Genomic DNA, 25,494 nt, shown 5'->3' with positions numbered 1-25,494 from the left:
TCATCTCGGAGGTTTAGCGTCGGCAGTGGCCTTGTCCCCCCTGTAAGGAGCCCGCTTCCCATGTCCATATTTTCCCGTCGTGCTGTATGTGTAGTCGCAGCTGCGTCTGTAGCTGTCAGCAACGTTGCGGCTGCCGGCGCCGACACCGCGACGTACTACTCCACAAAGCAGCCCTACTTCCCTGCCGGAACCATCGACAGTTACAGCAAAGCCCCCGAAGGTTTCCAGCAGATCTACACGAGCTCGGTCAACCGCCACGGATCGCGAGGGTTGTCTTCATTCAAGTACGACGACCTCGCCGGCCAGATGCTCACCGCCGCCAAAGAACGCGGTCAGCTCACGGAACTCGGCGAACGCCTCATCCCGCAGGTCGAGGCGATGAGCAAAGCTAACCGCGAACTGACCGGTCCGGGTGAAGGCGGCTACGGCAACCTCACTGCCTTCGGTCGCGCCGAGTTGAACGGCATCGGCGAGCGCAACGCGCGGCGCAACGCGGAACTGTTCGACGCTATCGACCGCGAAAAGCACTCCATTAGTTTCCTGTCCTCCGGTGAGGACCGCGCGATTGAATCCGGCTGGTACTTCGGCAGCGGCCTGCTTGAAACCAATCCGGAACTTACCGACAACCTCACGTACGGTGCGGCCAACGGCCATGTAGAGCTCGAGCCCCGCCGAGACCTCCTCTACGCGCACAAGGACAAAACGGCGCCGAGCTACGAGGCATACAAAGCGTGGGCCGACGGCGACGTACTCGAAGAAAAGGTGGAGCAAGCCTACGCAAAACCCGCATCCCGCGAGGCGGCCACGAGCCTACTGGAAAAGATTTTCGCGCCGGAGTTCATCGACGCGATCGATCACGGCACCCTGACGTTCGTCGGCGTTGAGAAGAAAGACAAGACCGTTGAGGGCATCGTTGATGCCGCCCTGCAGTTCTACAACCTGTACATCATTGCCCCAGCCATGGAGGAAGAGCCGGCGAAGCCCGCCGAAGGTTGGATCTTCGACGAATACATGGATGAGTCCGACGGCCCGACATTCGCATACCTTCTCGATGTCGAGGACTACTACGAGAAGGGCCCAGCCATTGAGGGCCAGACCGTCTCTTACGACAACTTCGAGCCACTGCTCGACCACATGCTCGACGGTGTGCGCGAGCGCGCCGAGGGCGGTGACACCGCGGCCGAGTTCCGTTTCGGCCACGCGGAGACCATCGTTCCGCTAGCGGCGTTATTGAAACTGCCGGGCTCGGAGAAGGGCGTGCCGGCAAACCAGGTCATGGACTACTCCAACTCTTCGTGGCGTGGCGACAAGGTCGCACCGATGGGAGCGAACATTCAATGGGACGCGTTCCAAAACGACAACGACGACACCATTGTCCGGATGCTGTACAACGAGGCCGAAGTTCCGTTCCACTCCGGCTGTGTGCCGATCGAAGAAGGTTCGATGTTCTACACGATCGATGAGCTTGAAGACTGTCTCCCGCTGGGCGCAACCTCAGACCACGCAAAGGCCCGCCTCACCGAGACCGCAACTCCCGTTCCGTCACCAGAAACGTCGTCCAGCAAGATGGGCGCGCCCGAAGCCATCGCGATTGCCGTCGCAGCCTTCTTCTCGGTCTGGGCCCTGCTCGGCCTTGGTGGGGAGGTCATTGCGCGGCTGATGCCCCATTAGCCGAATAGCTCGTTACGCAGGACGTCCCGGTACTTGCCGGGTTCTGGCTGCGGGGCGAAGTTCGGGGACTGGTCCTTGTCCACGAGCACCGCGCGCACCCCTTCCGCAAAGTCCGGCTCGCGCGTCATCAGCGCGCCGAGACGCCGCTCGTTGTCAAGCGCGCCGGCGAGGTCCTGCGTGGCGTTCGCGGCGAACAGTTCGGCGGCGGCTACCAGCGATGATGGCGAGGCCTGCTCGGTCAGCTCCGCCACGCGCTCGGCCAAGTCGCCGTCGAGCCGGGCACGGATTTCATCCCACGGGCCGGTGAAGACGGTATCGATATCGTCGAGAAGCGAAAGCAGCGTCGACTCCCCCGGCTCAAGCGCGATTGTGTCGAGGTAGCCGGGACCGTCGGCGACGATGCCGTCAAGCACCCCGTCGAGCGTGGCAACCTTGTGCGTGGCCAGGCCGGTAGCCAGCATGTCGTCCGGCGACAAACGGTAGCCAGTCAGCCCCAAAAAGGTGCCCAAGCTTTGCGACGGCACCTTCGGCAGATTCTGCAACACCCACGACATGCCTACGTCGGTGATGTAGCCGATGTTCATCTCCGGCATCGAGGCGAAAGCGTCTTCGGTGACCACCATGTGCGACCCGTGCGCGGACACTCCCATGCCGCCGCCCATGATCACCCCGCTGCACAGCGCGATGTAGGGCTTGGGGTAGTTCGCGATATCCAGGTTCATGGCGTACTCGTCTGCGAAGAACGCGTCCACCTCGGCCTCGTGCCCGGTGAGAATGCCGTCGCGGGCGGCGCGCACGTCGCCGCCGGAGCAGAAATGCTTGCCGGACGATTGGATGACCACCTGCTCGACGGCGTCGTCATCGCGCCACTGCTTCAATGTCGCGTCGATGGCGCGGGCCATTTCCGGATTCAGCGAGTTCAGCGCCTTCGGGCGGTCGAGCGTGATCACACCGGTGGTGCCGCGGACTTCGGTCTTCACAAACTCAGTCATGTCACCAGTGTTCCACATCACAGAAGGTACTGTGGGGACAATGCAGACACCACGGTTGATCGCGCTGGACATGGACGGCACGCTACTGGACTCATCCGGCCAAGTACCGGAAGCGTTTTGGCCCTTGCTGGACGCTGCCCGCAACAAGGGCGTGGTGCTCGCGCCTGCCTCCGGGCGCCAGCTGGCCACGCTGCAGGAGATGTTCCCGGACTGCTCCACGTTCATCGCCGAAAACGGCGCGGTGGTCGCCCACGGCGGGCGCGTCGTTTCCACCACCGCCTTGCCCGCTGCTCCGGTCGCCCGGCTGCTGGCCGCACTGCCGAGTGCGCCGTTCGCCGCCCACGCCGTAGTGTGCACCCCTGACGTCGCCGCCACCACTGCCCTGCCGCCCGAGGTGGACGCAGAGGTGGACAAGTATTACGCCTCGCGCACCACGCTTGTCGACGCGCCTTCGGCCCCCACCGTCAAAATCGCCCTCTACATCGAGTCGGACGCCGAACGCGACGCGCTTGCGTGGGTGCAGGATGTGGTGCCGGAACTGCGCGCGGTGGTCTCCGGGAAGCACTGGCTGGACCTGATGCACCCCGAGGCGGACAAAGGGGTGGCGCTGCGCGAGCTCGCAGGCGCGCTGGACATCCCGCTGTCACACACCGCGGCGTTCGGCGACTACCTCAACGACCTGGGCATGCTACGCGCCGCCGGCATCGCAGTGGCGATGGGCAACGCGCACGACGACCTCAAGGCCGTGGCTGATGAGGTGGTGGGCACGAATGCGGAAGGTGCCGCCGTGGACAAGCTCGCCGTGTGGCTTTCATGATCGATTTCGCACAACCTGCCGATCTCGTCGCCCCACAGCTTCTGGGCTGCGTGATCACGCACAACGGCGTGAGCATCCGACTAACCGAGGTGGAGGCCTACCTCGGCGCCAGCGACCCGGCGGCGCACACCTACCGCGGCAAGACCGCACGCAACGCCGCGATGTTCGGCCCGCCCGGCAGGCTTTACGTGTACTGCTCCTACGGCATCCACCACAACGGCAACATCGTGTGCGCGCCCGAAGGGCAGGGGCAGGGCTGCCTCATGCGCGGCGGCGAAGTCGTTGAAGGGGAAGAACTGGCGCGTAAGCGGCGGCAGCGCCCGGACCGGGCGCACATCCCGTTTGCCAACCTCGCTCGCGGGCCGGGCAACTTGGGCCAGGCGCTCGGGCTGTCACTCGGCGACAACGGCGCGCCGGCGCAGTTGACCATGCGCGAAAGCGAGCCCGAGTGGGTGGCCGGCCCGCGCATCGGCATCTCCAAAAACGCGCAGGCGCCGTGGCGGTTTTGGATCCCCCGTGACGCCACGGTGTCTACGCCGCGGGGATACCCGAAGAAGCGCTAGCTACTTCTTCTTTTTCTTCTTCTTGTCCTTGCCTTTGCCGCGCTCGAGGTTGGCGGCGACGTCGGGGACGTAGCGGAACTCGTCACGGGGCGGGCGCTCGTAGTCCGTGATTTCAGGCCGCTCCGGAATCTCCGGCAGATCCGGGGTGATGTGCTCGTAGGGAATCGTCGACAGCAGGTGCGAGATGACGTTGATGCGGGAGCGCTTCTTGTCCTCGCTTTCCACGGTGTACCACGGCGCCGACGGGATATCGGTGTGAACGAACATCTCGTCCTTGGCCCGGGAGTACTCCTCCCACTTGGTGATGGACTCCAAGTCCATCGGCGACAACTTCCACTGGCGCAGGGGGTCGTTGCGGCGCGACTTGAAGCGCTTGTACTGCTCCTCATCGGACACGGAGAACCAGTACTTGCGCAGCATGATGCCGTCTTCGACGAGCAGACGCTCGAAAATCGGGGCCTGGTGGAGGAAGCGGCGGTACTCCTGGGAGGAGGCGAAGCCCATCACTCGCTCAACACCGGCGCGGTTATACCAGGAGCGGTCGAAGATGACGATCTCGCCGGCGGTGGGCAGTTTTTCCACGTAGCGCTGGAAGTACCACTGCCCCTGCTCCCGGTCGGTGGGCTTGGGCAGCGCCTCGATGCGACAGGTGCGCGGGTTCATGTACTGGGTGATGCGCTTGATCGCGGAGCCCTTGCCGGCTGCGTCGCGGCCCTCCATGATGATGACGATGCGCTCGCCGTTTTCGACTACCCACTGCTGCATGGCAACGAGCTCGGCCTGCAGACGCAGCAGCTCCTTCTCGTATGCCTTCTTGGACAGTTTCGGCGGTTTGTTGTCGTGGCTCATAGGTGCAACCGTACCCGCGACCCCCTGTGAGCACTAAAAACGTCCGCTAACCTGAAAAGGTAGATCAACATGGGTTAGGGGCTACATTGTTGAACAATAAATGAGTTATACTCTCCATAGTTCTATTTAATACGGCCACCGACCTGCAAAAACGCGGTAAGTGGCAACTGATTTCAACACGGATGCCATGCTTGCACACAACGTTTCCGCCGAGATCCGCCGAGCGATCTCACGTGGCGAATTCGCCCCGGGGCAGAAGCTCAACGAGGTCGCCCTCGCCGAGCGTTTCGGGGTCTCCCGCAACACGTTGCGCGAAGCGTTTGCGATGCTGACCTCCGAGGGCCTGTGCGAACGCATCCCGAACCGCGGCGTCTTCCTGACCACGCCGTCGCCAGAGTTCGTCACCGACACCTTCCGTGCCCGTGCCGCCATCGAACCCGCCGCCCTGCTGTGGGGCCCCGACCTGGATGTCGAGCGCCTGGACGAGCTGAACAAAGAAGCGCGCGTGGCCATCGAAGAAGAAGACGACGACCTGCTCATCGCCGTCAACCAAGCTTTCCACCACGTCGTGCTCGCTGCCATGGGCTCGAAAACGCTGGGCGACACGATGGACCAGCTTGACGCCTTCCTCCGCCTGGCCACTCTGCCCATCCTCGAGCGCGACCCCGCGTTCAACCGCCGCTTCATCGAAGCCAATGAGCACGTCGTGGAACTGGTCAAGTCCGGCGACCGCCAAGCCGCCTCCGACTACCTACAGGTGCAGCTCATGGAGCAGGCAGCAGCGATCATCGAGATGATCGAGAAGATCAACAACGGCGCCGTCTAGCCCCCTTGAGTGACAGGTCACATGTGCCGGGCTGTATAACTAGGGCCATGCACATCGACCTCAACGCCGACCTCGGCGAAACCACCGCGGGAAACCCGGTCGCTGACGACGCAGCCATGCTGGAAATGGTCTCCAGCGCAAACGTCGCCACCGGCTTCCACGCAGGTGATCCACACTCCATCGCCGGCACCTTAAGCAATGCCGCAGCCCACGGGGTCACCCTCGGCGCGCACGTGGCCTACAACGACCCGGCAGGCTTCGGCCGCCGCTTCATCGACTACGCCCCGGGCGAGCTGGCGGACGAAACGCTCTACCAAATCGGCGCCCTCGACGCACTCGCCCGCGTGCATGGCATGCAGGTGCGCTACGTCAAGCCGCACGGCGCGCTGTACAACACCATCGTCCACCACGAGGCGCACGCCAAGGCCGTCATCGACGGCATCAAAGCGTTCAGCCCGGATCTCGCCGTCATGCTCCTGCCCGGCGGGGTGGCCGTCGACATCGCGGAGAAGGCCGGCTTGCGCGTCATCCGCGAAGCTTTCGCCGACCGCGGCTACAACCCCGACGGCACGCTCGTGTCGCGCCGCGAACCCGGGGCGGTGCTGCACGACCCGGAGGACGTTGCCAAGCGAGTGCTCCAAGTCGCCTCCACCGGCTCCGTGACCGCCATCGACGGCTCCGAGGTCGAAGTTCAGGCGGAGTCCGTCTGCGTCCACGGCGACTCCCCCGGCTCCGTCGAACTGACCCGCAGCGTCGTGCGCAAGCTTCACGACGAAGGCATCCGCATCGAGGCCGTCCTGTGAGCTACGCCGTCAAACGGGTCGGCACCCGCGCACTGATCGTGGACCTGCCGGACCTGAAAACAGTCATGGACTTCTACGCGGCGCTCACCGCCACGCCGCTGGACCACCAAACCGACGTCGTCGCCGCCGCACGCACCGTGCTGGTGACCTTCGACTCACCCACCGCGACCACAAAAGCCGTCGACGTGCTGGCCGGCTACTCGCCCGACACCGCCGACATGGGCACCCCGCGCGACATCAACATCGACGTGCGCTACGACGGCGAAGACATCGACGCGCTTGCGACAACGCTCGGCATGAACGCAGACAAGCTGATCGACTGGCACACCTCCACCACCTGGGTCGCAGCGTTCGGCGGCTTCGCACCCGGATTCACCTACTGCGTACCCGAAGACGCCTCGCGCGCACTCGAGATCCCGCGCCGCGACTCGCCGCGCACCGCCGTCCCCGCAGGCGCGGTGGCGCTGGCCGGCGAATTCTCCGCCGTCTACCCGCGCACCTCGCCCGGCGGCTGGCAGCTCATCGGCACCACGCACACGCCCATGTGGGACTCCACCGCCACCCCGCCCGCGCTCGTCGCCCCCGGCGACCGCGTGCACTACCGCGCCGTCGACGCGCTGCCGGACGACTCCGAAACCGCGCGCAAGCACCTGGCAACCCCGCCGCGCCGGCCGGTGTTCACCCTCGACGACGCCGGTCTGCAGACGCTGTACCAAGACCTCGGCCGCCAAGGCAACGGCAACCTGGGTGTGACCACGTCCGGGTCCTCCGACCGAGCCTCCGCCCGCACCGCCAACGCCGCAGTCGGCAACAAGCGCAACGCCACCCTGCTGGAAAACGTCGGCGGACTGCGCCTGTCCGCCCTGGCCGAGACTGTCATCTGCGTCACCGGCGCTGACGCTGAGGTCACCGTCGGCGGTCGCCCCGCGCCGCTGGCCACCCCGACGATCGTGCCAGCCGGAGCAGAAGTCGTGGTCGCCCCGTCGCGCCTCGGCTTCCGCACCTACGTCGCGGTACGCGGCGGGCTCATCGCCGACACCGAGCTCGACTCGGCCGCCACCGACATGCTCTCCGGCCTCGGCCCCAAACCGCTCGCCGCCGGCGACACCATCGCGATGTCGCTGACCCCGCCGCAGTCCGCCAACTCACTGCTGTCGAACCCGCTGCGCGTCGAACGCGACGGCGCCGATGTCGTCGGCGTCGTGCGCTGCGTACTCGGCCCCCGCGACGACTGGTTCACCGACGAAGCCGTCGAGCGCTTCTTCAACACCGAATTCACCGTCACCGGCGACTCCAACCGCGTCGGGCTGCGCCTCGAATCCGACGCGCCGCTGTCCCGCTCGCGCGACGGCGAGCTGCCCAGCGAGGGCATGGTCGCAGGCTCCGTGCAGGTTCCCCCGTCCGGCCAACCCGTGCTGTTCCTGCGCGACCACGCCGTGACCGGTGGCTACCCTGTCATCGCGACCGTGATCAATGAAGACGTCGACATCGCCGCACAACTCCCGCCCGGCGGAAAACTCCGCTTCGAGCGCTACACCCTGGAAGGTTAAGCATGACTCTTTCTGCCGTACTCATCGCCAACCGCGGCGAAATCGCCGTGCGCATCGCGCGCACCGCACGCGATCTGGGCATCCGCTCCATCGCCGTCTACTCCGAGCCCGACACCGGCGCCCTGCACACCCAGGTCGCCGACGAGGCCTACCTGCTGCCAGGCAAAACCTCCGCCGAGACCTACATGAACATCCCGGCGCTCATCGAAATCGCCCACCGCGCCGGCGCCGACTGCCTCCACCCTGGCTACGGCTTCCTGTCCGAAAACGCGGACTTCGCCCGCACCGTCGAGCAAGCCGGCCTGACCTGGATCGGCCCGTCACCGGAAGCCATCGAGCTCCTCGGCGACAAGCTCTCCGCCCGCGCCCTGGCGGTCGAGGCCAACGCCCCGCTCGCGCCCGGCACCGGCGAGCCGCTGTCCACCTGGGAAGAAGCGCGCGACTTCGCCGACGAACACGGCATGCCGATCGCAATCAAGGCGGCGTTCGGCGGCGGCGGCCGCGGCCTGAAGGTCGTCTTCGACGAAGCCGACATCGAAGAAGGCTTCGCCTCCGCAGGCCGCGAAGCCAAAGAAGCCTTCGGCCGCGGCGAATGCTACGTGGAGAAGTTCCTCACCCACCCACGCCACGTGGAGGCGCAGGTGCTTGCCGACGCCCACGGCAACGTCGCCGTGCTTGGCACCCGCGACTGCTCCACCCAGCGACGCTTCCAAAAACTCATCGAGGAAGCCCCCGCCCCGTTCCTCACCGACGAACAGCGCAGCGCCATCGAAGAAGGCGCACGCGAAATCATCCGCAAGGCGAACTACCAGTCCGCCGGCACCGTCGAATACATCGTCTCCGAAGACGGCACCGTCTCCTTCCTGGAGGTCAACACCCGCGTCCAGGTCGAGCACCCTGTCACCGAGGTCGTCACCGGCGTGGATATCATCGCCGAGCAATTCCGCGTCGCCGACGGGCTGCCCCTCTCCTTCGTCGAAGAAAAGGGCGGGCACGACGGAATCGACCCGTCGATAAGCGGCCACGCGTTTGAGTTCCGCCTCAACGCCGAAGACGTCACCAACGGCTTTGCGCCCTCGCCGGGCACCGTCACCCGCCTCGACCTGCCCACTGGTCCCGGCATCCGTGTCGACACCGGCGTGCGCACCGGCGGCCAGATCCCGCCGTACTACGACTCGCTCATGGGCAAACTCATCATCTGGGGCCCCGACCGCGACACCGCGCTGCGCCGCGCAAAGCAGGCACTCAGCGAGTTCGAGATCGAAGGCGTGCGCACCGTGCTGCCGTTCCACCGCGACATGGTGGAAGCACCCGAAATCAACGGCGACTCGCTCGACGTGTACACGGACTGGGTGGATCACAACTACTCGCCGTCGCAGAAGCACAACGGCGTCGACATCGAGCACATCTACGACGAGCGCCGCGACGTCGTCGTAGAAATCGACGGCCGACTGCACACCATCGGCTTCCCCGTCGCCATGCTCGGCGGCGGCGCGGCCACGGCCCCGGCCGAAGCGGCTGGCCCGGCCGGCGACGAAGCAGGCGCCGTGACGTCGAAGTACGAAGCCACGATCGTGGAATGGCTCGTTTCCGACGGCGACGTCGTTGCCAAGGGCGACCCGATTGCGACCGTCGAGGCGATGAAGATGGAATCGCAGATCAAAGCACCTCGCGACGGGCAGATCTCGCTTGCCGCACAGCAGGGCGAGCGCGTCAAAGCAAACGCCACCATCGCGACGATTTCCTAGGCTCGCGGGTGTTACGCCGTCGTCCGTTGTTGGGCGGCGGCGTTTCGCGTTGCTAGGTGTTTTGTGGTCCGAAAAGTTGGTCGAGTGCTCCGCGGTCGGTGTTTTTGATGTGGTATCCGCGGGGTGAGATCCACCAGGGCGCGCCGCGGATCATAGTGATGTGGCCGCGTTTTCGCCGCCAGGGATCATCGTCGTTGATGCGGTTGTGATAGCGGCATAACGGCACCAGGTTGTTCATGTTGGTCAGCCCACCGTGTTTCCACGCGTGCACATGGTGGATCTCGCACCCTAGCGCGCCGTGGCGGCAGCCCGGAAACGCGCACACGGGCGAGACCATGCAGGCCAGATCGCGTTGTTTCTGGTTGGCGAAACGCTCGGTGTCGTAAAGGTTGACCGCGCCGTGCTCCGGGTGGAACGCTGCGACTTCCAATGCGTCGCCGAACTCATACTCCAGGTACTCGGCCCCGGTCATGGTGGTGCCGTCAGTCAGCGTCAGCACAACGTCGTCACCGTCGCCTGCGAGGATGCGCGCGTGCGCGTCGATGGGCACCATCACAATCGGCCGCGGCGCGGCGGCGACAACCCCGCCGGTTGTGCCGTCCAGGATGCGCCAGAACTCCTCTTCCATCTGGGCTGCGGCCGGAAGCGCGGGGTCGATGTGTTGGCGCAGGCGGTGCTCTAAGTCTGCGGCGTTGCGGTCGGTGGTGTCGATGGTGATGCGTGCCCGGCCGTTGTTCGGTTGCGAGAACGCGACCTGTTTCTTCGCCGGTGCGTTGTCCTCGCGGGGGATGAGCTCGCGGGCGGCGCGCTCGATGGCTTTGTACCCGCCGGTGACATCCAATAGTTCTAGCCGCAGCCGCCACCGCTCCCCGGCATCTTTCACCCCGCCAACACGCCGTTCGATCAGCCCGAGTTCGTCGAGGGAGAATCCGCGGGCTTTTCGTGCGGCGAGGGCTTGTTTGCGGGTGAACTTCGTTTTTCCGTAGTAGACGTCCTGCATCCGTGCCCACGCGTGTGCCTTGTCCGGGGCGATGCCGGCGGCCAGCGCGACGGGCAGGTCGAAGTGCCGCAGTGTCTCCATGGATTCTGCGGCCATCGCCTGGATGAATGCGTCAAACGGGTTCATGGCCCACACGCTAAACCACCTACAACCCCACCCAGACCCAGCCTGTGGATAACCCTCGACGCAGGCGGGAAAGTTGTCCACAGCGGCGCAGTTTATGGAACCTGGTAGGCCAGATCGCGCGCGTCGGTGACGAGCATCTTGCCCGGCGCGTGGCAGATGGCCAGCTCCGGCTTGGAGTGCATCACGATCGACTGCGGCGTTACTCCGCACGCCCAAAACACCGGCACGGTGCCCGCGGGGATGTCCACGGCCTCGCCGAAGTCCGGCGCGTCCAGGTCGTCGATTCCGATTAATCCCGGCTCCCCCACGTGCACAGGCGCCCCGTGCACCGCCGGGTAGCGCGAGGTGATGCGCACCGCGTCAGACACCAAATTCGCCGGGATGGGACGCATGGACACCACCATTTTTCCGCTGAACACACCGGCGGGTTCGCAGTCGATGTTGGTCAGATACATCGGCACATTGCGCCCCTGCACGATGTGCGCCACCGGCACACCGTGTTCGACAAGCGCCTGCTCGAAGGTGAACGAGCAGCCGATGAGAAACGCGACGGTGTCTTCGGTCCAGTAGGAGGTGGCGTCCGAAGGTTCGTCGATAAGCGAGCCCTGCGAAAACACGCGGTAGGACGGGATGTCGGTGCGGATGTCGCCGCCGGCGAGCAACGACGAAGACAGCTGCCCCGCCTCCAGCACGCCGAGCAGCGGGCACGGTTTCGGGTTGCGCTGCGCGAACAACAGGAAATCGAAGGCGTACTTTTTGTCCAACGCAATCAGGTTGGCCTGGACGTAGCCAGCGGAAAAGCCCGCCGTCGTCGCCACATCGGTGGTGCGGAACAACGCGCGGGCTTGCGCCGGGGTCATCGCAGCAGGCTGCATTCCCATCTCGCTACGCCCAGATCGACGGCAGCTTCGAGATGGAAGCCCAACCCATGAGCACACAGCCCACAAGGACGACCAGACCGATGATGAGCGTCCACTTCGGCGGCTCCCACCCCTTGAGCAGATCCTTGCGGAAAAAGCCCGCCCACAGCACGACGGCGAAAGCGATCGGCAAGATCAGGCCGTTGAACGCACCTGCGAAAATGAGCAGCTTCTGCGGAGCAGAACCGGCGACAAGGAACACCACCGAGGAAATCACTATGAACACGACGGTGAGCCAGCCGCGCTTCTTCGGATCGAAGCCCTGCTTGGTCAAAAAGGAGATGGAGGTAAACGATGCGCCGATCACGGACGACAAACCTGCAGCCCACAGCACGAGGCCGAAGGCGCGGCGGCCGAAGTCGCCAGCCGCCTGGTAGAACACGTCGGCGGCGGTGTTGTCCTTGGACAGGGCTACGCCGGTGGCCACCACGCCCAGCACCGCCAAAAACAGCAGCACGCGCATGACACCGGTGACGATAATGCCGGTGACTGAGGACCGGGTCAGGTAGTCGACGTTTTCCGGGCCGGTGTGGCCTGCGTCGATGAGGCGGTGTACGCCGGCGAAGACGATGTAGCCGCCGATGGAGCCGCCGATGAGGGTGGTGATGACGTTGAAGTCGACGCGCTCCGGTGCCACGGTCTGGCGCAGCGCGTCCGCGACAGGCGGGTTGGAGGAGATGGCGACGTACAGCATGAGCAGGATCATCATCGCGCCGAGGATGCCGACGATGACGTCGAGCGCGGCGCCCGCCCGCTTCCACAGGAACACGACGATGGCGATGATCGCGGAAAGCGCGCCGCCGATCTTCGGGTCGACGGCCCCTGCGGTCAGCGCCTGAATGCCCAGGCCGGTGCCGGCGATGTTGCCGATGTTGAACACCAAGCCACCGATGCCGACGAGGACGGCCAGCACCCAGCCGAGGCCCGGCAGGATCTCGTTGGCGAGTTCGCTGGCGCGCATGCCGGAGACGCCGAGGATGCGCCAGACGTTGAGCTGGACAGCGATGTCCACGATGATGGACAGCAGGATCGCAAACGCGAACGCGGCGCCCATCTGGACGGTGAAAACGGAGGTTTGGGTGAGGAAGCCGGGGCCGATGGCGGAGGTTGCCATAAGGAAGATGGCGCCGATCATGGGGCCGATGCCTCGGGCGGCCGCCGGTGCCTTTGCGGGCTGCTGAGCCGCGGTAGACCCACTACGGGTCTGGTCTGGAGTAGTCACTGGGACACCCCTTTCACGAACTGGGAAATGTGACGTGGGAGATATTAGGGCATAAAAGCGCCCTGGGAGACATCGCGTCACACCCGGGCTCCCCCCACCAGGTGGTTTCCCAGCCGTGAGTGGTGCAGCGGAGGCCTAGGAGACCTTGAATTCCGCCATCTCGTCCCACTCGGTCTTGCCCTCGATGAGGGTGTTGATGATGGTCGGGGTCTCGGCGAGGATCGTCGGGAAGAATTCCTGCGCCGCCTTGAAGTGCTCGGAGTTGACGTGCGCTTCGGCGGCGTCGTCCTGGAAGGCCTCGATGAGCAGGTACTCGTCGGGGTTGTCTTCGTTGCGGTACCAGTCGAAGAAAATGTTGCCTTCCTCAGCGCGGGAGGCGTCGGTGAAATCCTTGACCAGCTCGCGGAAGTTCTCCACGTTTTCGGGCAGGGGCTTGAATCGCACGTTGATCAAAATCATGCGCCCCACCCTAGCCTTCGAGCTGCTCGCCGAGTTCCAGCCATTCCATCTCGAGCTCGTCGCGGGTGTCTTTCACCTCGGCGAGTTCTTTGGTTTTCGCGCCGATGGCTTCGAAGTCGCCGGCCTCGGAAAGTGCCGCGATCTCGGATTCGAGCGCGTCGGCGCGTTCGCCTTCCTTCGCGATCTTGCGCTCCAGCGCATTCATCTTCTTGCGCAGCTCGCGCTCTTCCTGGGAGCTTAAACGCTTCTCGACGTCCTCCGGTTTACCCTCCCCCAGGTCCAAGGGCCCAGTCTGGGTTGCCTGCGCGGCTCGGGTGTCCAGGTACTGCTGGATGCCGCCGGGCAAGTTGGTCAGCTTTCCGTCGCCGAACAGGGCGTAGGTGTTATCGGCGATGCGCTCGATGAGGTAGCGGTCGTGGGAGATGACCACCAGTGTGCCGGGCCAGGAGTCGAGGAGGTTTTCCAGCTCTTGGAGGGTGTCGATGTCCAGGTCGTTGGTGGGCTCGTCGAGAAGCAGCACGTTCGGCTCGTCCATGAGCACGCGCGTGAGTTGGAGGCGGCGCCGCTCGCCGCCGGAGAGGTCGCGCACGGGGGTGCGCTGGCGCTTCGGAGAAAAGCCGAGACGCTCCGCGAGTTGGGAGGCCGACAGTTCCTTCTTGCCGAGGGAGATGTAGGCGGCCACATCTTCGACAGCGTCGATGACGCGGCGCTCCGGATCGAGGTCGTCGAGCTCTTGGCGCAGCCAGCCGATGCGGGTGGTCTGCCCTTCAATCCGTTTCCCGGCGGCCAGCGGATACTCGCCGGCGAGCGTGCGCAGCAGGGTGGTTTTGCCGGAACCGTTGACGCCGACGAGGCCGATGCGCTCGCCGGGCGCCAACCTCCAGGTGAGGTGGTCGACAAGGGTGCGCCCGTCCGGGGCGTCGATGCGGGCGTCTTCCAGCTCGATGACCACGCGACCCTGGCGCTGCTTGGAAAAGGCCATCAGCTCGACGGTGTCGCGCGGCGGCGGAACGTCCTTGATCAGGGCCTCGGCGGCCTCGATGCGGTAGCGCGGCTTGGAGGTGCGCGCCGGCGCCCCGCGGCGCAGCCACGCCAGCTCCTTGCGGGCGAGGTTCTGGCGGCGCTGCTCGATCGCGTCGGCTTGGCGGGCGCGTTCGGCGCGGGCGAAGGTCCAGTCGTTGTAGCCGCCTTCGTAGACGTCGACAGCGCCGTCGTGGACCTCCCAGGTCAAGGTGGCCACGGTGTCCAAGAACCAGCGGTCGTGGGTGACCACCACGACGGCGACCTTGCGGCCCATCAGGTGGTCGGCGAGCCACTGCACGCCTTCGACGTCGAGGTGGTTCGTTGGCTCGTCCAGCACCACCAGGTCCAAATCCTGCACGAGCGCCGCGGCGAGGTTGACGCGGCGGCGCTCGCCGCCAGAGAGCTGCCCCACCGGTGTGTCCAGGCCAAGCTCGGCCACGCCGGTGCCCTGCAGAACCTCGCGGACCTTAGCGTTGGAGGCCCATTCGAAGGTCTGCAAGCCCAGCGGCTCGACGACGGCTTGGCCGACCGTCAGGGCGTCGTCAAGCGAAAAGCGCTGGGTGACCACGGCCATGCGCAGGTCGCTGGTGTGCGAAACGCGTCCGGCGTCTGGCGGCTCGATGCCGGTGAGCACCTCGAGCAGCGTGGTCTTGCCGCCGCCGTTGACGCCGACGATGCCGATGCGCTGGCCGGTTTGCACGCCGAGGGAGACACCGTCGAGCAGCGTTTTCAGCCCCCACGTTTTGGAGACGTTTTCCAGGTTGATCAGGTTAGCCATATCGCCTGTTCATCTTACGCAGGCAGCAACTCGTGCAGCCCTCGGCTGCGCTGCAGCTGGGGCGACGATGTGGGCGCAGGCCAACGCGTCCGAATCCGCCTGGTGGTGGTTGAGCGCAAAGACTGGCGCGCAGTACTCGGCGACGGTGGGCAGGCGGTGGTCGACAAGGTGCGGCAAAAGGCGCTGGCTCATGCGCAACGTGCAGTAGAACTGCTCGGGATAGGTGCCCGTGAAGTAGTAGCGGTCCAGGCATCGCCACACAGCCGCGTCGAAGGTGGCGTTGTGGGCGTACACCGGTGCGTCGCCAACGAACTCCACGATCGCGTCGGCGATGTCGAACCAGCTCGGCGCGCCTTCCACGTCGCCGCGGTCGATGCCGTGGATGTGGCTGAACTCGAACAAAATGTATTCCTCGGGCGGGCGAAGATACGTGCACATCTGGCCCACCACTTTCCCGCAGGCGACCTTGACCAACCCGAAACCGGAAGATCCCCTTTAGGCGCCGGCACGCCAGTGTCTAGGGCGCATCTGCGCCACGCTCGTCCTTGTCTGGAGTCGGCAAAAAGGCAGTCGCACTCGTGCCTAAGAAGACGAGGACAAAGAGCACCCATAGCCCTGGGGGAAGGTAAGGCAGCAGCGCCCCCGGGTACGCCGAGACTGCGACATGGACGGCGACCGTGTACCAGATGCCCACTAGGAGCGCTGTCAGCATGGCAACACAGTACGGAAAGAGGATTGCCCAGAACTCTGCTCGTTGGATCCCGCCTTCGGTACGGCCCAGAAGACGCAGTGGTGAGAAGAACTCATGCAAATTGGCCCGCTTGCCCATCACAGAGACCGCGAGGACCAGGCAGATCGCCAGCAGAGTGTAGGCCGCGGTGGGGACGAAGCCGGCGGTTCCGTCGCCGTGGGGCCCGTACATGATCTGGCTATCCATATCCACATGCCGTACCCAATCCTGCGCGGACTCCACCCGGAGATGATCCGGTGCGCTAGCCGATTCGGCGACCACGGGAAGCCCCCATTCCGGTTCAACCGGAGACTCGCTAGAAATACCGGAGAACGGCACCATGAAGTCTGGGTAGAAGGGGCTGTGAGCTTTCACCGGCGCCGCGGGCGAGAGTAGCTGCCCTATCACGTGGTCATTCGATCCGGCCAGAGAATAGTCATTCGCCTTCTCCATCGGTACGGAAGTCTCCCCCGCGGATTCGAAGTCCGAAGGCTGCCAGTAGACCACCCCACGGCAGTCATCGCCGATCTCCTCACATACACCGTCTGCTTCCTGCGCTTCCAGTAGGCGAAAATCTTGGCCAACGACGACTGGGACCGTTTGGAAATTCTGGGAGCCTACGTAATTTGCCGCCCATAACGCGGTCTGTGCGCCCGTGAAGCCTGCCAGCGGAATGGCTACGAGCGCGGTAGCAAGCCCCACCCTCGAGGTCGTCCCGACGGTTTCGGAGGAGCGGATGCCTAGCGCGGGTGCCGACCATCCGCTCACCTTTTTGACCGCTGCAGCTGCCCAGCGAGCTAGCGCCCGGGCGAAGGTGCCGGCAAGTGTGACAGCGAGGAACGGCAAGGTGAAGACGAATATCAACACGACAGGCCCTGGCGGAGTTGTCACCATACACCAGATACCCGCGGCAATATTGACCACTGCGAGCACTAGGCCAACCAGCCCCACCAAGGATTTGGACTTACCTACTGTCGCCGCTCCCCGATCCCCGGTTTTGGCCAGCACCTTGTCGACGTTGAGAATCCCCACGCCGAGGAGGTACAGGGGGACTAAGACCAGCAGTGACGACCAGGCAACGTCAATGGGCGAGCCCCAGTGATCTGGCAGCTGCTTGTTGAGCCCTAGCAGAATCACCTTGAAAAGCGGCGTCGCTAACAACCGTCCCAACACGACCGCCGAAGCGCTTGCCAGAAGCGCCAGGCACGCCCCTTGCAGGAGCATGTGCCTGGTGAAAAACGCCCTGCCTATGCCGAGAACCCGCAGCGCTTGCACGGTATTTCGGTGGTCAGCGATAAAATTCTGATGCGCCAACCGGACCCCGGCGAATGCCGGGATGATCGCAATCAGGCTCATATTCGTCACGCCGGCCTTGAAGTCGCTGCTTCCGCCAGTCGAGAATGCGACGTAAAGGATGGTGCCGACGAGCGTGCCTATTACTACCGCAGCCAGTACGATTCCCCCGATGAAGGGGCGCGCCGTCACCGACAGCTCTCTCCGGTAGGCGGCGGTGGGAGTCATGGGCTTCATGGGCTATGCCCCCATCTGCAGCAGCGTTTTTGCCTGCCCGTCGAAAAGCTCACGGTGGGAGCAATAGACCACTATCGCTCCCCGCTTCGCCGACTGGCGCAACAAGTCCTCGACCACGGTGACATTCGCTCCATCAAGCGCGCTGACGGGCTCATCCATGAGCACCAAGTCCGGTTGGGAAGCTAGTGCCTGGGCCACCGCAACGCGCTGGCGTTGACCCCCGGATAGCTCCGCCGGCAGGGCTTCTGTGAAAGGCTGCATGCCCAACGTGCCAAGCAGCTCTTCCCTGCCCTGGGCGTCGAGGCCCCGTCCGGCGACGTGAACTGCCAGCTCGAGGTTCTCCCGGCAGCTGAGGCTAGGCAGGAGGGTCGGTGCCTGTGGTGCGTACCCGACGTGCGTGGCCCGCCACGAGGTTAGCTTCTTGGCCGCGCCCTTTCCGAACCGTTTACCGTCGATGGTTACTCTGCCTTCACTGGGTGAGCGCAGACCGGCTAACAGATCCAGAACCGTGGATTTACCGCTTCCCGATGGGCCCCGGACTTCGTAGATGCCAGGCCGTGACAACGACAGCGCGGCATCCCGCAGAATATATGGCCCATATTTCGAGTATCGAAAAGAGATTTTATTCCAAACTATTTCGACCATCACAATTCCTGTTGTTAGAGGGCATACGCTACTCGAGCACCACAACATTATCGGCAATTGCACGAACACGTTTATCGTGAGTGACAATTACCCAATTACAGGTGCTGCGATATTCACGTAGCGTTGTAATTGCGTGTGGCGTCGATTAGAGGCATGCCCGGCACATTACGGCGCGCACCGACACAACCGGCCAGAATTTAGCTCATATATTCGACTACGGCGCCTCGGTCTGGGCCTTCGGCGACGAATACCTCGTAGCTGTCGAACTGCTCCGCCAGTTGCTCGGCAGCGAACCGCGCGGCGCCGGCATCGTCGCAGAGCACGGCCACGGTGGGACCCGACCCGGAGACGACCGCGCGGCGGCCAGCGTCTGCGGCTACACCGAGCACGCGCTTGAGCACCGGCCGCATCGACAACGCGGGCACTTCCAGGTCGTTGTGCAGCGCGGCGGCGACGCGCGCCACGTCGCCGGAGGTCAGCGCCTGGGACAGGTCGGTGGCGTCCAAATGCGGCACGAGGGCGGGGTTGCCGTGCCGGAGGTCGTCGAGAAGCGAAAATGCGCCGCCGGTGTTGATGCCAATCTTCGGGTTGATAAACACCCAGTGCAGCCGGCCGCGCGAGAGCATCTCCACCAGTTCGTCGCCACGGCCGGTGCCGAGTGCGGTGCCGCCCATCAGCGAAAACGGGACGTCGGCACCCAGGGATGCGGCAAGCTCGTGCAGCACCTCCGGCGAAAGCGGCTCGCCGTACTCGGCCACTAGCGCGTTGGCTGCCACCAGCGCCGCCGCCGCGTCCGCAGACCCGCCCGCCATGCCGCCAGCGACGAAGACGTGCTTGTCCACCTCGATGCGCACACGCGGCAGCTCGATCCCGGCGCGCTGCGCCACCGCTTCGACGGCGCGCCACGCCAGGTTGCGCGGCCCGTCAATGTCCTCGTCCGGCTCGTCCACGAAAAACGTGGTGCGCATGGATTCGACTACGGGCCCGTCTCCGGGATCGCCGTCGAGAAGCAGCCGCACCACCTCGCGCCGATCCACCGCGTGAAAGACGCTGACCAGGTCGTGATAGCCGTCCGTGCGCGCCTCACCCACGCCGAGATGCAGGTTCACCTTGCCCGGCGCAGAGGCGACGATCTCGCGCACCTGGCCGTCAGCCATGGCGCGCCTCCCCGAGGCGGATAAAGTCGGCCACGGTGAGCTTCTCCCCGCGCAGGCCCGGGTCGATGCCGGCGGCGCGCAGCGCGTCCTCGGCGGCCGCGGCCGAGCCGTAGATGCCGGCCAGCGTAGAGCGCAACGTCTTGCGGCGCTGGGCGAATGCGGCGTCCACCAGCGGAAAGACAGTTTCGCGCAGGTCGCGCGGCGCGGAGTCGGAAACGTCGATGCGCACAAGCCCCGACTCGATGTTCGGTGCCGGCCAGAACACGTGCTTGCCAATCGTGCCGGCGCGCGACACGTCACCGTAGAACGCGGCTTTGACGCTGGGCACGCCGTAGACCTTGGAGCCCGGCTGCGCGGCGAGGCGGTCGGCGACCTCCTTTTGCACCATCACAAGCACTCTGCGTATCGACGGCAACTCCGCCAGCATATGCAGCAGCACCGGCACCGAGACGTTGTAGGGCAGGTTTGCCACCAGCGCCGTCGGCCCGACCGGCAGGTCCGCGCGCGCAACCTGCAGCGCGTCGGCGTTGACCACCGTCAGCCGGTCCGCGAACTCGGCCGCGCGCGCGTCCACGGTGGCAGGCAGGCGGCCAGCCAGACGCGGATCGATTTCCAGCGCGGTGACACTTTCAACCGTGTCGAGCAGCCCCAGAGTCAGCGAGCCGAGGCCGGGACCGACCTCCACCACCCGGTCGCTGGGATCCAGCTCCGCGGCGGCGACGATGCGGCGCACCGTGTTCGGGTCGTGCAGGAAGTTCTGGCCCAGCTTCTTGGTGGGCGTGACGTCGAGCTCGGCTGCCAGTTCGCGGATCTCGGCCGGGCCGAGCAGGTGCGACTGCCCCATCTAGCGGATACCCAGGCTGGCGGTGCAGGCCGGCCAGGCGCCCCAGCCCTGCGAGGCCTGGACGCGCTCGGCAACAGCGATCTGCTGCTCACGGGTGGCCATGTGCGCGCTCGGCGCGTACGCGGTGCCGCCGTAGCCGGCCCACGTGGACGGAGTGAACTGCAGGCCGCCCTGGAAACCGTTGCCGGTGTTGATCGCCCAGTTACCGCCGGACTCGCATTGCGCAAGGGAGTCCCACACACTGCCGTTCGCCACAGCCGGGGCAGCCGCGCCCGTGTTGGACTCGCTTTCCTCAGCCTGCTTGGTGCCGCGCGCGATGACGGCCGGCTTCGCCTTCTTCACTTCCTTTTCCTCAGCGACGCCCTCAGACTCGACCACGCCGTTGACGGTGACGGTGCGGTGGATGACCTTGGTCTCGCCTTGCTCTCCCTGCTCGCGCACCTTCTCCTCGCCCTCGTCGAGGGTGTCGTCTTCGACGTACTCGGCCGGAGCTTCCACCACGACAGTTTCCGGGCGATCGGTGGTGCTCACGCGGTCCAGCACGATGTCCATGCCCGGCACAATCTCGTCGGTAAGCGCGACGTTGAGGCGGTCGTCAGAATCAAAAGTCACACCGCGCGCGGCCAGCAGGTCCCCGACCGTGTTCGCGGCGGCAGAGACGTAGGACAGCTTTCCGCCGTCGCGCAGGGCCACGATCTTCGGGGTGGTGACGGCGACGTTCATGCCGTCTTTTACAGGCTGGTCGCGGTCCACGTCCACGGCGGACGCGCCGGCGACGCCAGCCTGGTCGATCAGCTCGCCGACGGTGCTGGCGGTGGAGGTGATCTGCTGCGCAACCCCGTCGATGACCACGGCGACCGGCTTCGCGGTACGAACGGTCACGGTGTCGCCGTTGGAAAGCTCCTCCCCCGGCGCCGGGTAAACCAGGTCCTCCGGCGCGACCTCGACACCTGCAGAGTCGAGCACGCCGGCCACGTCTGCGGCGTAGGTGCGCACGTTGGTTTCCTCGCCGTTGACGTCCACGGTGACCTGCTTCTGCGTGGCAAGGGCCGTGCCCGCGCCGCCGAGCATGACGGCGCCGGCGACTGAGCCGGCGACTGCACGCTTGGTGGCGGTGCTCTTCGGGTTAATCCGCTTCATCTGACGGGACATGTGTTTCCTCACGGGTCGGTTTGGCTGAAGGTGTTCAGCACACAACCCGGGTAACGATACGGTAACGGCTGCGGCGTTTCAAGGACCGACGCTCCAGCTCACACCCCGTACACCCGCGAGAATGTCTCTCCAATCTCTCGCGCCACATCGGCCACTTCCATGCCGCGCGCATCCGCCAAAACCTTCGCGGTGTGCCCAATCAGTGCCGGCTCGTTCTTCGCCCCGCGGAACGGCTCCGGGGTCATGTACGGCGCGTCCGTTTCCACCAGCAGCTGGCCCCGCGGAGCCAGCGCCGCCGCCTGGCGCAGCTGTTCGTTGCGCTTGAATGTGACGTTGCCGGCGAAGCTGAGCACGTAGCCGCGCTCAATCGCCTCTTTTGCCACCTCCACCGGCGAAGAGAAGCAGTGCAAAATCACGTGCTCGGGCTTCGGCGCATCCGCCAGAATGCGCATCATCTCCTCGTCGCCCTCGCGGTTGTGGATCATCAGCGCCTTGCCGGATTTCACGGCCAGATCGATGTGCCAGCGAAACGCCTCTTCCTGCACCTCGAGCGGCGCGGTGCCCTCTGCGTCGTGCGCGAGCCAGTACGCGTCAATGCCGGTCTCGCCCACCGCCACACAGCGCTCATCCTGCGCCATTTCGGTCAGGCGGGCGCGAGCAGCGTCGTCAAGCTCGTGCGCCCTCGTGGGGTGGATCGCGCACGCCGCGAAGACGCGATCGTGCAAGTGCGCGGCTTCAAGCGCCAACTCCGCCTCCGCCAAACCGTCTCCGACGGTGCAGATGCGCTCCACACCTGCCTCGCGCGCACGGGCGACGAACGCGTCGACCTCTTCTTTCGTGCGCGCGCCGCAAGACGCGAGGTGGGTGTGCGCATCCACCAGGCCGGGAATCGGCTCGGCGGGCACGGGTGTGGGACGCGGTTTCTTTTTGCTCATACGATGCACCCTATGGCATTTGCAGACATCGATTCAGCCACCCAGAGACAAATCGAGGCCGATTTGGCCGAAGCCGCCGGGCGCGGCATCAACGGCTCGCCCGCCGACATCGTCGGCTCCTTCGAAGCCGAGCTGGCCGACTACCTCGCGCTTCCCCCGGATGTGCGCCGCTCCTTCCCCCGCGGCGAGACCGCGCGCCTCTACGGCACCGCGCTCGGCCAAGCGCTCGTACGCGAGGGCTATGCGTGGCAATTGCTTAGCGACGCCTACGGCACCGACCTCGTCGTCGTCAAAGACCCCGGCGGGGCCGCAGAGAAATACACCGCCCCGCTGGTGGTGGTGGACCAGCGCTTCGAGGACGAGGAACCCGGCAAGCTCACCGAGTTCTTGGGGCAATTCCTGTGACCAATTCGATCATGCCGCTGGTCCGGTCGGAGTTTCGCCGACGCGCGCGTCTCATCCCCCACCCGCATGTGGAATGCGGCGCGACCCGCTGGCTCGCTTCCCACGGGCAGGCACTGTTTCCCCACCCCCGCCGCGAAGGTGTGGAACTACTCAGGTCGGGGCGCACCCTCATCTACAAACCGCGCAACCCTAAGGGCTCGCTGCTGTGGCTCCACGGCGGCGGCCACATCATCGGCCACCCGAGCCAGGACGGCCCGTTGTGTGTCAACACCGCCGCGGAAGTTGGGGTCACCGTGATCGCCCCCCGATATCCGCTCTCCCCGGCCCACCCGTTCCCCGCTGGCTTGAACGCGGCGCTTGACACGTGGGCGTGGATGCACGAGCACGCCAGCGAGTTCGGGGAGCCGTTCGCCATCGGCGGCGAAAGCGCGGGTGGCGGTCTGGCCGCCGCGGCATGCCAGCGGCTGTACGACGAAAACGGCCCCCAACCCCGGGCTCAGTGGCTGTTCTGCCCCATGCTGGACGACCGCCCCACCGCGGACCGCAGACGAGACGTCCCGCGTGACAGGCCGGTAGCCAACAACGAGCAGACCCGCTTTGCGTGGACTTCCTACCTGGGCCAAGCGCCAGGAAGGGCATACGTGCCTGAGTACGCGGTGCCCGCTCGTCGAGTGGACTTGTCAGGGCTGCCGCCTGCATGGCTGTCAACCGGCGACATCGAGCTGTTCTACGAGGAGATCTGCAGCTACGCCCGCCGCTTGCGCGAAGCCGAGGTACCCGCGCAGCTGGAAATCATCGAAGGCGCGCCGCACGCGATTGAGCTTTGGGCGTTCGACATCGGCGTGGTTAGACAGATGCTCGCTTCGGCGCGCGCCTGGCTGGGCGACCGGCTCTAGCTACTGCACCGGGCTACTGCACCGGCGCCCACTCCGGGCCGGTCTCGCCCAGCTCCGGGTCCAGCTTGGCAATCAGCGGCTGCGGCTTTGCAAGCTCGGTGCCCGGGACGACGTCGACACGCTGCCACACCGCCTGCTGCTGCGAGTAGTCGCCGGTAATCGTCGGGTAGGTCTGGCCCTTGTCCGGCAGACCGGCGCCGACAAGGTTGTAGTCCGCGTCGTCGACGACTTCCTCCACGCGCGGTTCCGCAGCCCAGATGCCGGTGCGGCCGAGGGTCTCGTGGACCTTCTGCGCGGTGTGGGGCAAATACGGGGTGAGCATGGCGTTGCAGTCGGAGACGACCTGCAGCGCCGTCCACAGTACGGTGGCCAGGCGCTCGCGCTGGCTGTCGTCCTTGGCCAGCTTCCACGGCTCCTGCTCCGCGATGTAGGCGTTGGCCTCGCCCACAACGTGCATGACCTTCGTAATCGCGGACTTGAAGTGGGCCTTGCCCAGCTCCTCGCCGGCGGTGGTGAAGGTTTCCTCGGCCAGGTTGAGGATGCGCTCGTCGGACGCCTCCAGCGGGCCCGGCGCCGGGATCTGGCCGAAGTTCTTGTGCGCCATGGACACGGTGCGGTTGACCAGGTTGCCCCAGCCGTTGGCCAGCTCGTTGTTCACGCGGCGGACAAACTCGTCCCAGGTGAAGTCGGTGTCGTTGTTTTCCGGGCCGGCCACCGCGATGAAGTAGCGCAGCGGGTCCGGGCCGAACTCCGCCAAAAAGTCCTTGACGTAAATGACCACGCCCTTGGACGAGGAGAACTTGGAGCCGGACATGGTCAAAAACTCGGAGGAGACCACCTCGGTAGGCAGGTTCAGCTCGCCAAGCTCGTGAACCTCGCCGCCCTTGGAACCCTTGCCGGCGTAGCCGAGCAGTTCCGCCGGCCAGATCTGGGAGTGGAAGGTGATGTTGTCCTTGCCCATGAAGTAATAGCCCTCGGTGGCCGGGTCCTGCCAGAACTCCTTCCACGCGTCCGGGTTGCCCGAGCGGTGCGCCCACTCAATCGAGGCAGACAGGTAGCCGACCACCGCGTCGAACCAGACGTAAAGCTTCTTCGACGGGTTGTCCTGCCAGTCCTCCACCGGGATCGGAATACCCCAGTCGATGTCGCGGGTCATGGCGCGCGGGCGCATGTCCTCGAGCAGGTTCAGGGAGAACTTCAACACGTTCGGCCGCCACTCTTCGCGGGTGGACAGCCACTGCTCCAGCGCGTCGTGCAGCGCGGGAAGGTCGAGCATGAAGTGCTCGGTCTCGATGAACTCCGGGGTCTCGCCGTTGATCTTGGACACCGGGTCGATCAGGTCTGCGGGGTCGAGCTGGTTGCCGCAGTTGTCGCACTGGTCGCCGCGCGCGTCGGTAGCGCCGCAGATCGGGCACGTGCCCTCGATGTAGCGGTCCGGCAGGGTGCGGCCGGTCGACGGGGAGATCGCGCCCTGCGTGATCTCGCGGATCATGTAACCGTTGTCGTTCAGCCCGCGGAACAGCTGCTGGACCACCGCGTAGTGGTTGCGGGTTGTGGTGCGGGTGAACAGGTCGTAGGACAGGCCGAGCCCGGCCAGATCCTGCACGATCTGGCGGTTGTAACGGTCCGCCAGCTCCTTGACAGTGACACCTTCCTTGTCCGCTTGCACGAGCAGCGGGGTGCCGTGCTCGTCGGTGCCGGAAACCATGAGCACGTTCTTGCCCGACATTCGCTGGTAGCGGGCGAAGACGTCAGAGGGGACGCCGAAGCCGGCGACATGGCCGATATGGCGCGGGCCGTTCGCATACGGCCACGCCACGCACACAAGAACGTTGTTTTCCATGTCCACTACC

Annotated in this window: 24 protein-coding genes; 9 read left to right on the top strand and 15 right to left on the bottom strand. The window is 65.4% G+C overall.

Translation table 11 applies throughout. The features are described 5' to 3' along the window. Window positions 1–60: 60 nt before the first annotated feature. Window positions 61–1,671 (top strand): histidine-type phosphatase, encoded by a 1,611-nt coding sequence (locus tag CFOUR_RS03565; RefSeq protein ID WP_085957411.1) that lies wholly within the window; start codon window positions 61–63, stop codon window positions 1,669–1,671. Here CFOUR_RS03565 and CFOUR_RS03560 read toward each other — a convergent pair. Further along, entirely contained in the window at window positions 1,668–2,663 is a 996-nt protein-coding gene (locus CFOUR_RS03560) for a 3-hydroxyisobutyryl-CoA hydrolase (RefSeq protein ID WP_085958407.1), read from the bottom strand. The two genes, CFOUR_RS03565 and CFOUR_RS03560, sit on opposite strands and share 4 nt — an antisense overlap. A gap of 40 nt (window positions 2,664–2,703) precedes the next feature. Here CFOUR_RS03560 and CFOUR_RS03555 point away from each other — a divergent pair, with 40 nt between their 5' ends. Together CFOUR_RS03555 and CFOUR_RS03550 are read left to right on the top strand one after the other, a co-directional pair. Beyond that, on the top strand, window positions 2,704–3,480 hold the full coding sequence (locus CFOUR_RS03555) for an HAD family hydrolase (RefSeq protein WP_085957410.1): 777 nt from the start codon (window positions 2,704–2,706) through the stop codon (window positions 3,478–3,480). Beyond that, the gene (locus tag CFOUR_RS03550) at window positions 3,477–4,043 is read left to right on the top strand and encodes a DNA-3-methyladenine glycosylase (protein ID WP_085957409.1); all 567 of its coding nucleotides are present in this window, start codon (window positions 3,477–3,479) and stop codon (window positions 4,041–4,043) included. The genes CFOUR_RS03555 and CFOUR_RS03550 overlap by 4 nt, the downstream gene beginning before the upstream one ends. On the opposite strand, the gene ppk2 is transcribed toward CFOUR_RS03550, so the two are convergent. After that, the gene (gene ppk2 / locus CFOUR_RS03545) at window positions 4,044–4,892 is read right to left on the bottom strand and encodes a polyphosphate kinase 2 (protein ID WP_085957408.1); all 849 of its coding nucleotides are present in this window, start codon (window positions 4,890–4,892) and stop codon (window positions 4,044–4,046) included. 160 nt (window positions 4,893–5,052) lie between these two features. Here ppk2 and CFOUR_RS03540 point away from each other — a divergent pair, with 160 nt between their 5' ends. The 4 genes from CFOUR_RS03540 (at window position 5,053) to CFOUR_RS03525 (ending at window position 9,819) form a co-directional block, all read left to right on the top strand. Further along, on the top strand, window positions 5,053–5,718 hold the full coding sequence (locus CFOUR_RS03540; RefSeq protein ID WP_085957407.1) for a GntR family transcriptional regulator: 666 nt from the start codon (window positions 5,053–5,055) through the stop codon (window positions 5,716–5,718). Between the two features lie 47 nt (window positions 5,719–5,765). Further along, the gene (locus tag CFOUR_RS03535) at window positions 5,766–6,521 is read left to right on the top strand and encodes a LamB/YcsF family protein (RefSeq protein ID WP_085957406.1); all 756 of its coding nucleotides are present in this window, start codon (window positions 5,766–5,768) and stop codon (window positions 6,519–6,521) included. A 65-nt stretch (window positions 6,522–6,586) separates the two neighbouring features. Then, complete coding sequence (locus CFOUR_RS03530; RefSeq protein WP_435383890.1) at window positions 6,587–8,071, top strand: 5-oxoprolinase subunit B/C family protein; 1,485 nt, start codon at window positions 6,587–6,589, stop codon at window positions 8,069–8,071. Between the two features lie 2 nt (window positions 8,072–8,073). Then, complete coding sequence (locus tag CFOUR_RS03525; RefSeq protein ID WP_085957404.1) at window positions 8,074–9,819, top strand: acetyl/propionyl/methylcrotonyl-CoA carboxylase subunit alpha; 1,746 nt, start codon at window positions 8,074–8,076, stop codon at window positions 9,817–9,819. Between the two features lie 52 nt (window positions 9,820–9,871). On the opposite strand, the gene CFOUR_RS03520 is transcribed toward CFOUR_RS03525, so the two are convergent. From CFOUR_RS03520 to CFOUR_RS03465, 12 genes are all read right to left on the bottom strand, one after another. Further along, window positions 9,872–10,945 carry an HNH endonuclease signature motif containing protein gene (locus tag CFOUR_RS03520; RefSeq protein WP_085957403.1) on the bottom strand — a complete coding sequence of 358 codons (1,074 nt, stop codon included), beginning with the start codon at window positions 10,943–10,945 and terminating at the stop codon, window positions 9,872–9,874. 92 nt (window positions 10,946–11,037) lie between these two features. Next, a complete protein-coding gene (locus CFOUR_RS03515; protein WP_413540797.1) occupies window positions 11,038–11,820 on the bottom strand; it encodes a putative hydro-lyase in 783 nt (260 codons plus the stop codon). 10 nt (window positions 11,821–11,830) lie between these two features. After that, window positions 11,831–13,000, bottom strand: coding sequence for an NRAMP family divalent metal transporter (locus CFOUR_RS03510; protein ID WP_085957401.1), 1,170 nt, complete (start codon window positions 12,998–13,000; stop codon window positions 11,831–11,833). Window positions 13,001–13,222: 222 nt separating this feature from the next. After that, window positions 13,223–13,546 (bottom strand): putative quinol monooxygenase, encoded by a 324-nt coding sequence (locus CFOUR_RS03505; protein WP_085958406.1) that lies wholly within the window; start codon window positions 13,544–13,546, stop codon window positions 13,223–13,225. Window positions 13,547–13,556: 10 nt separating this feature from the next. Continuing rightward, on the bottom strand, window positions 13,557–15,347 hold the full coding sequence (locus CFOUR_RS03500; protein WP_085957400.1) for an ABC-F family ATP-binding cassette domain-containing protein: 1,791 nt from the start codon (window positions 15,345–15,347) through the stop codon (window positions 13,557–13,559). Window positions 15,348–15,356: 9 nt separating this feature from the next. Beyond that, window positions 15,357–15,749, bottom strand: a complete 393-nt coding sequence (locus tag CFOUR_RS03495) for an exonuclease domain-containing protein (protein WP_179154808.1) — start codon at window positions 15,747–15,749, stop codon at window positions 15,357–15,359. 115 nt (window positions 15,750–15,864) lie between these two features. Beyond that, window positions 15,865–17,607, bottom strand: coding sequence for an FtsX-like permease family protein (locus tag CFOUR_RS03490; RefSeq protein WP_085957398.1), 1,743 nt, complete (start codon window positions 17,605–17,607; stop codon window positions 15,865–15,867). A gap of 3 nt (window positions 17,608–17,610) precedes the next feature. Then, complete coding sequence (locus CFOUR_RS03485; protein ID WP_179154807.1) at window positions 17,611–18,252, bottom strand: ATP-binding cassette domain-containing protein; 642 nt, start codon at window positions 18,250–18,252, stop codon at window positions 17,611–17,613. A 197-nt stretch (window positions 18,253–18,449) separates the two neighbouring features. Next, the gene (locus tag CFOUR_RS03480) at window positions 18,450–19,409 is read right to left on the bottom strand and encodes a 4-(cytidine 5'-diphospho)-2-C-methyl-D-erythritol kinase (RefSeq protein ID WP_085957396.1); all 960 of its coding nucleotides are present in this window, start codon (window positions 19,407–19,409) and stop codon (window positions 18,450–18,452) included. Beyond that, window positions 19,402–20,253, bottom strand: a complete 852-nt coding sequence (gene rsmA / locus CFOUR_RS03475) for a 16S rRNA (adenine(1518)-N(6)/adenine(1519)-N(6))-dimethyltransferase RsmA (protein WP_085957395.1) — start codon at window positions 20,251–20,253, stop codon at window positions 19,402–19,404. The genes CFOUR_RS03480 and rsmA overlap by 8 nt, the downstream gene beginning before the upstream one ends. Beyond that, window positions 20,254–21,405 carry a resuscitation-promoting factor gene (locus CFOUR_RS03470; RefSeq protein WP_085957394.1) on the bottom strand — a complete coding sequence of 384 codons (1,152 nt, stop codon included), beginning with the start codon at window positions 21,403–21,405 and terminating at the stop codon, window positions 20,254–20,256. Window positions 21,406–21,503: 98 nt separating this feature from the next. Next, on the bottom strand, window positions 21,504–22,340 hold the full coding sequence (locus tag CFOUR_RS03465; RefSeq protein ID WP_085957393.1) for a TatD family hydrolase: 837 nt from the start codon (window positions 22,338–22,340) through the stop codon (window positions 21,504–21,506). 12 nt (window positions 22,341–22,352) lie between these two features. Here CFOUR_RS03465 and CFOUR_RS03460 point away from each other — a divergent pair, with 12 nt between their 5' ends. Further along, window positions 22,353–22,745 (top strand): DUF3806 domain-containing protein, encoded by a 393-nt coding sequence (locus CFOUR_RS03460; protein ID WP_085957392.1) that lies wholly within the window; start codon window positions 22,353–22,355, stop codon window positions 22,743–22,745. Further along, window positions 22,742–23,641, top strand: a complete 900-nt coding sequence (locus CFOUR_RS03455) for an alpha/beta hydrolase fold domain-containing protein (RefSeq protein ID WP_101706377.1) — start codon at window positions 22,742–22,744, stop codon at window positions 23,639–23,641. Before CFOUR_RS03460 ends, CFOUR_RS03455 begins: the two co-directional genes overlap by 4 nt. 13 nt (window positions 23,642–23,654) lie before the next feature. On the opposite strand, the gene metG is transcribed toward CFOUR_RS03455, so the two are convergent. Beyond that, window positions 23,655–25,484: a methionine--tRNA ligase gene (metG, locus tag CFOUR_RS03450; protein WP_085957391.1), complete on the bottom strand. Its 1,830-nt coding sequence runs from the start codon at window positions 25,482–25,484 to the stop codon at window positions 23,655–23,657. Window positions 25,485–25,494: the final 10 nt, after the last annotated feature.

It is taken from the genome of Corynebacterium fournieri, from assembly GCF_030408775.1.
Classification (GTDB): Bacteria; Actinomycetota; Actinomycetes; order Mycobacteriales; family Mycobacteriaceae; genus Corynebacterium; species Corynebacterium fournieri.
This window is presented reverse-complemented; position numbering and strand designations above follow the sequence as displayed.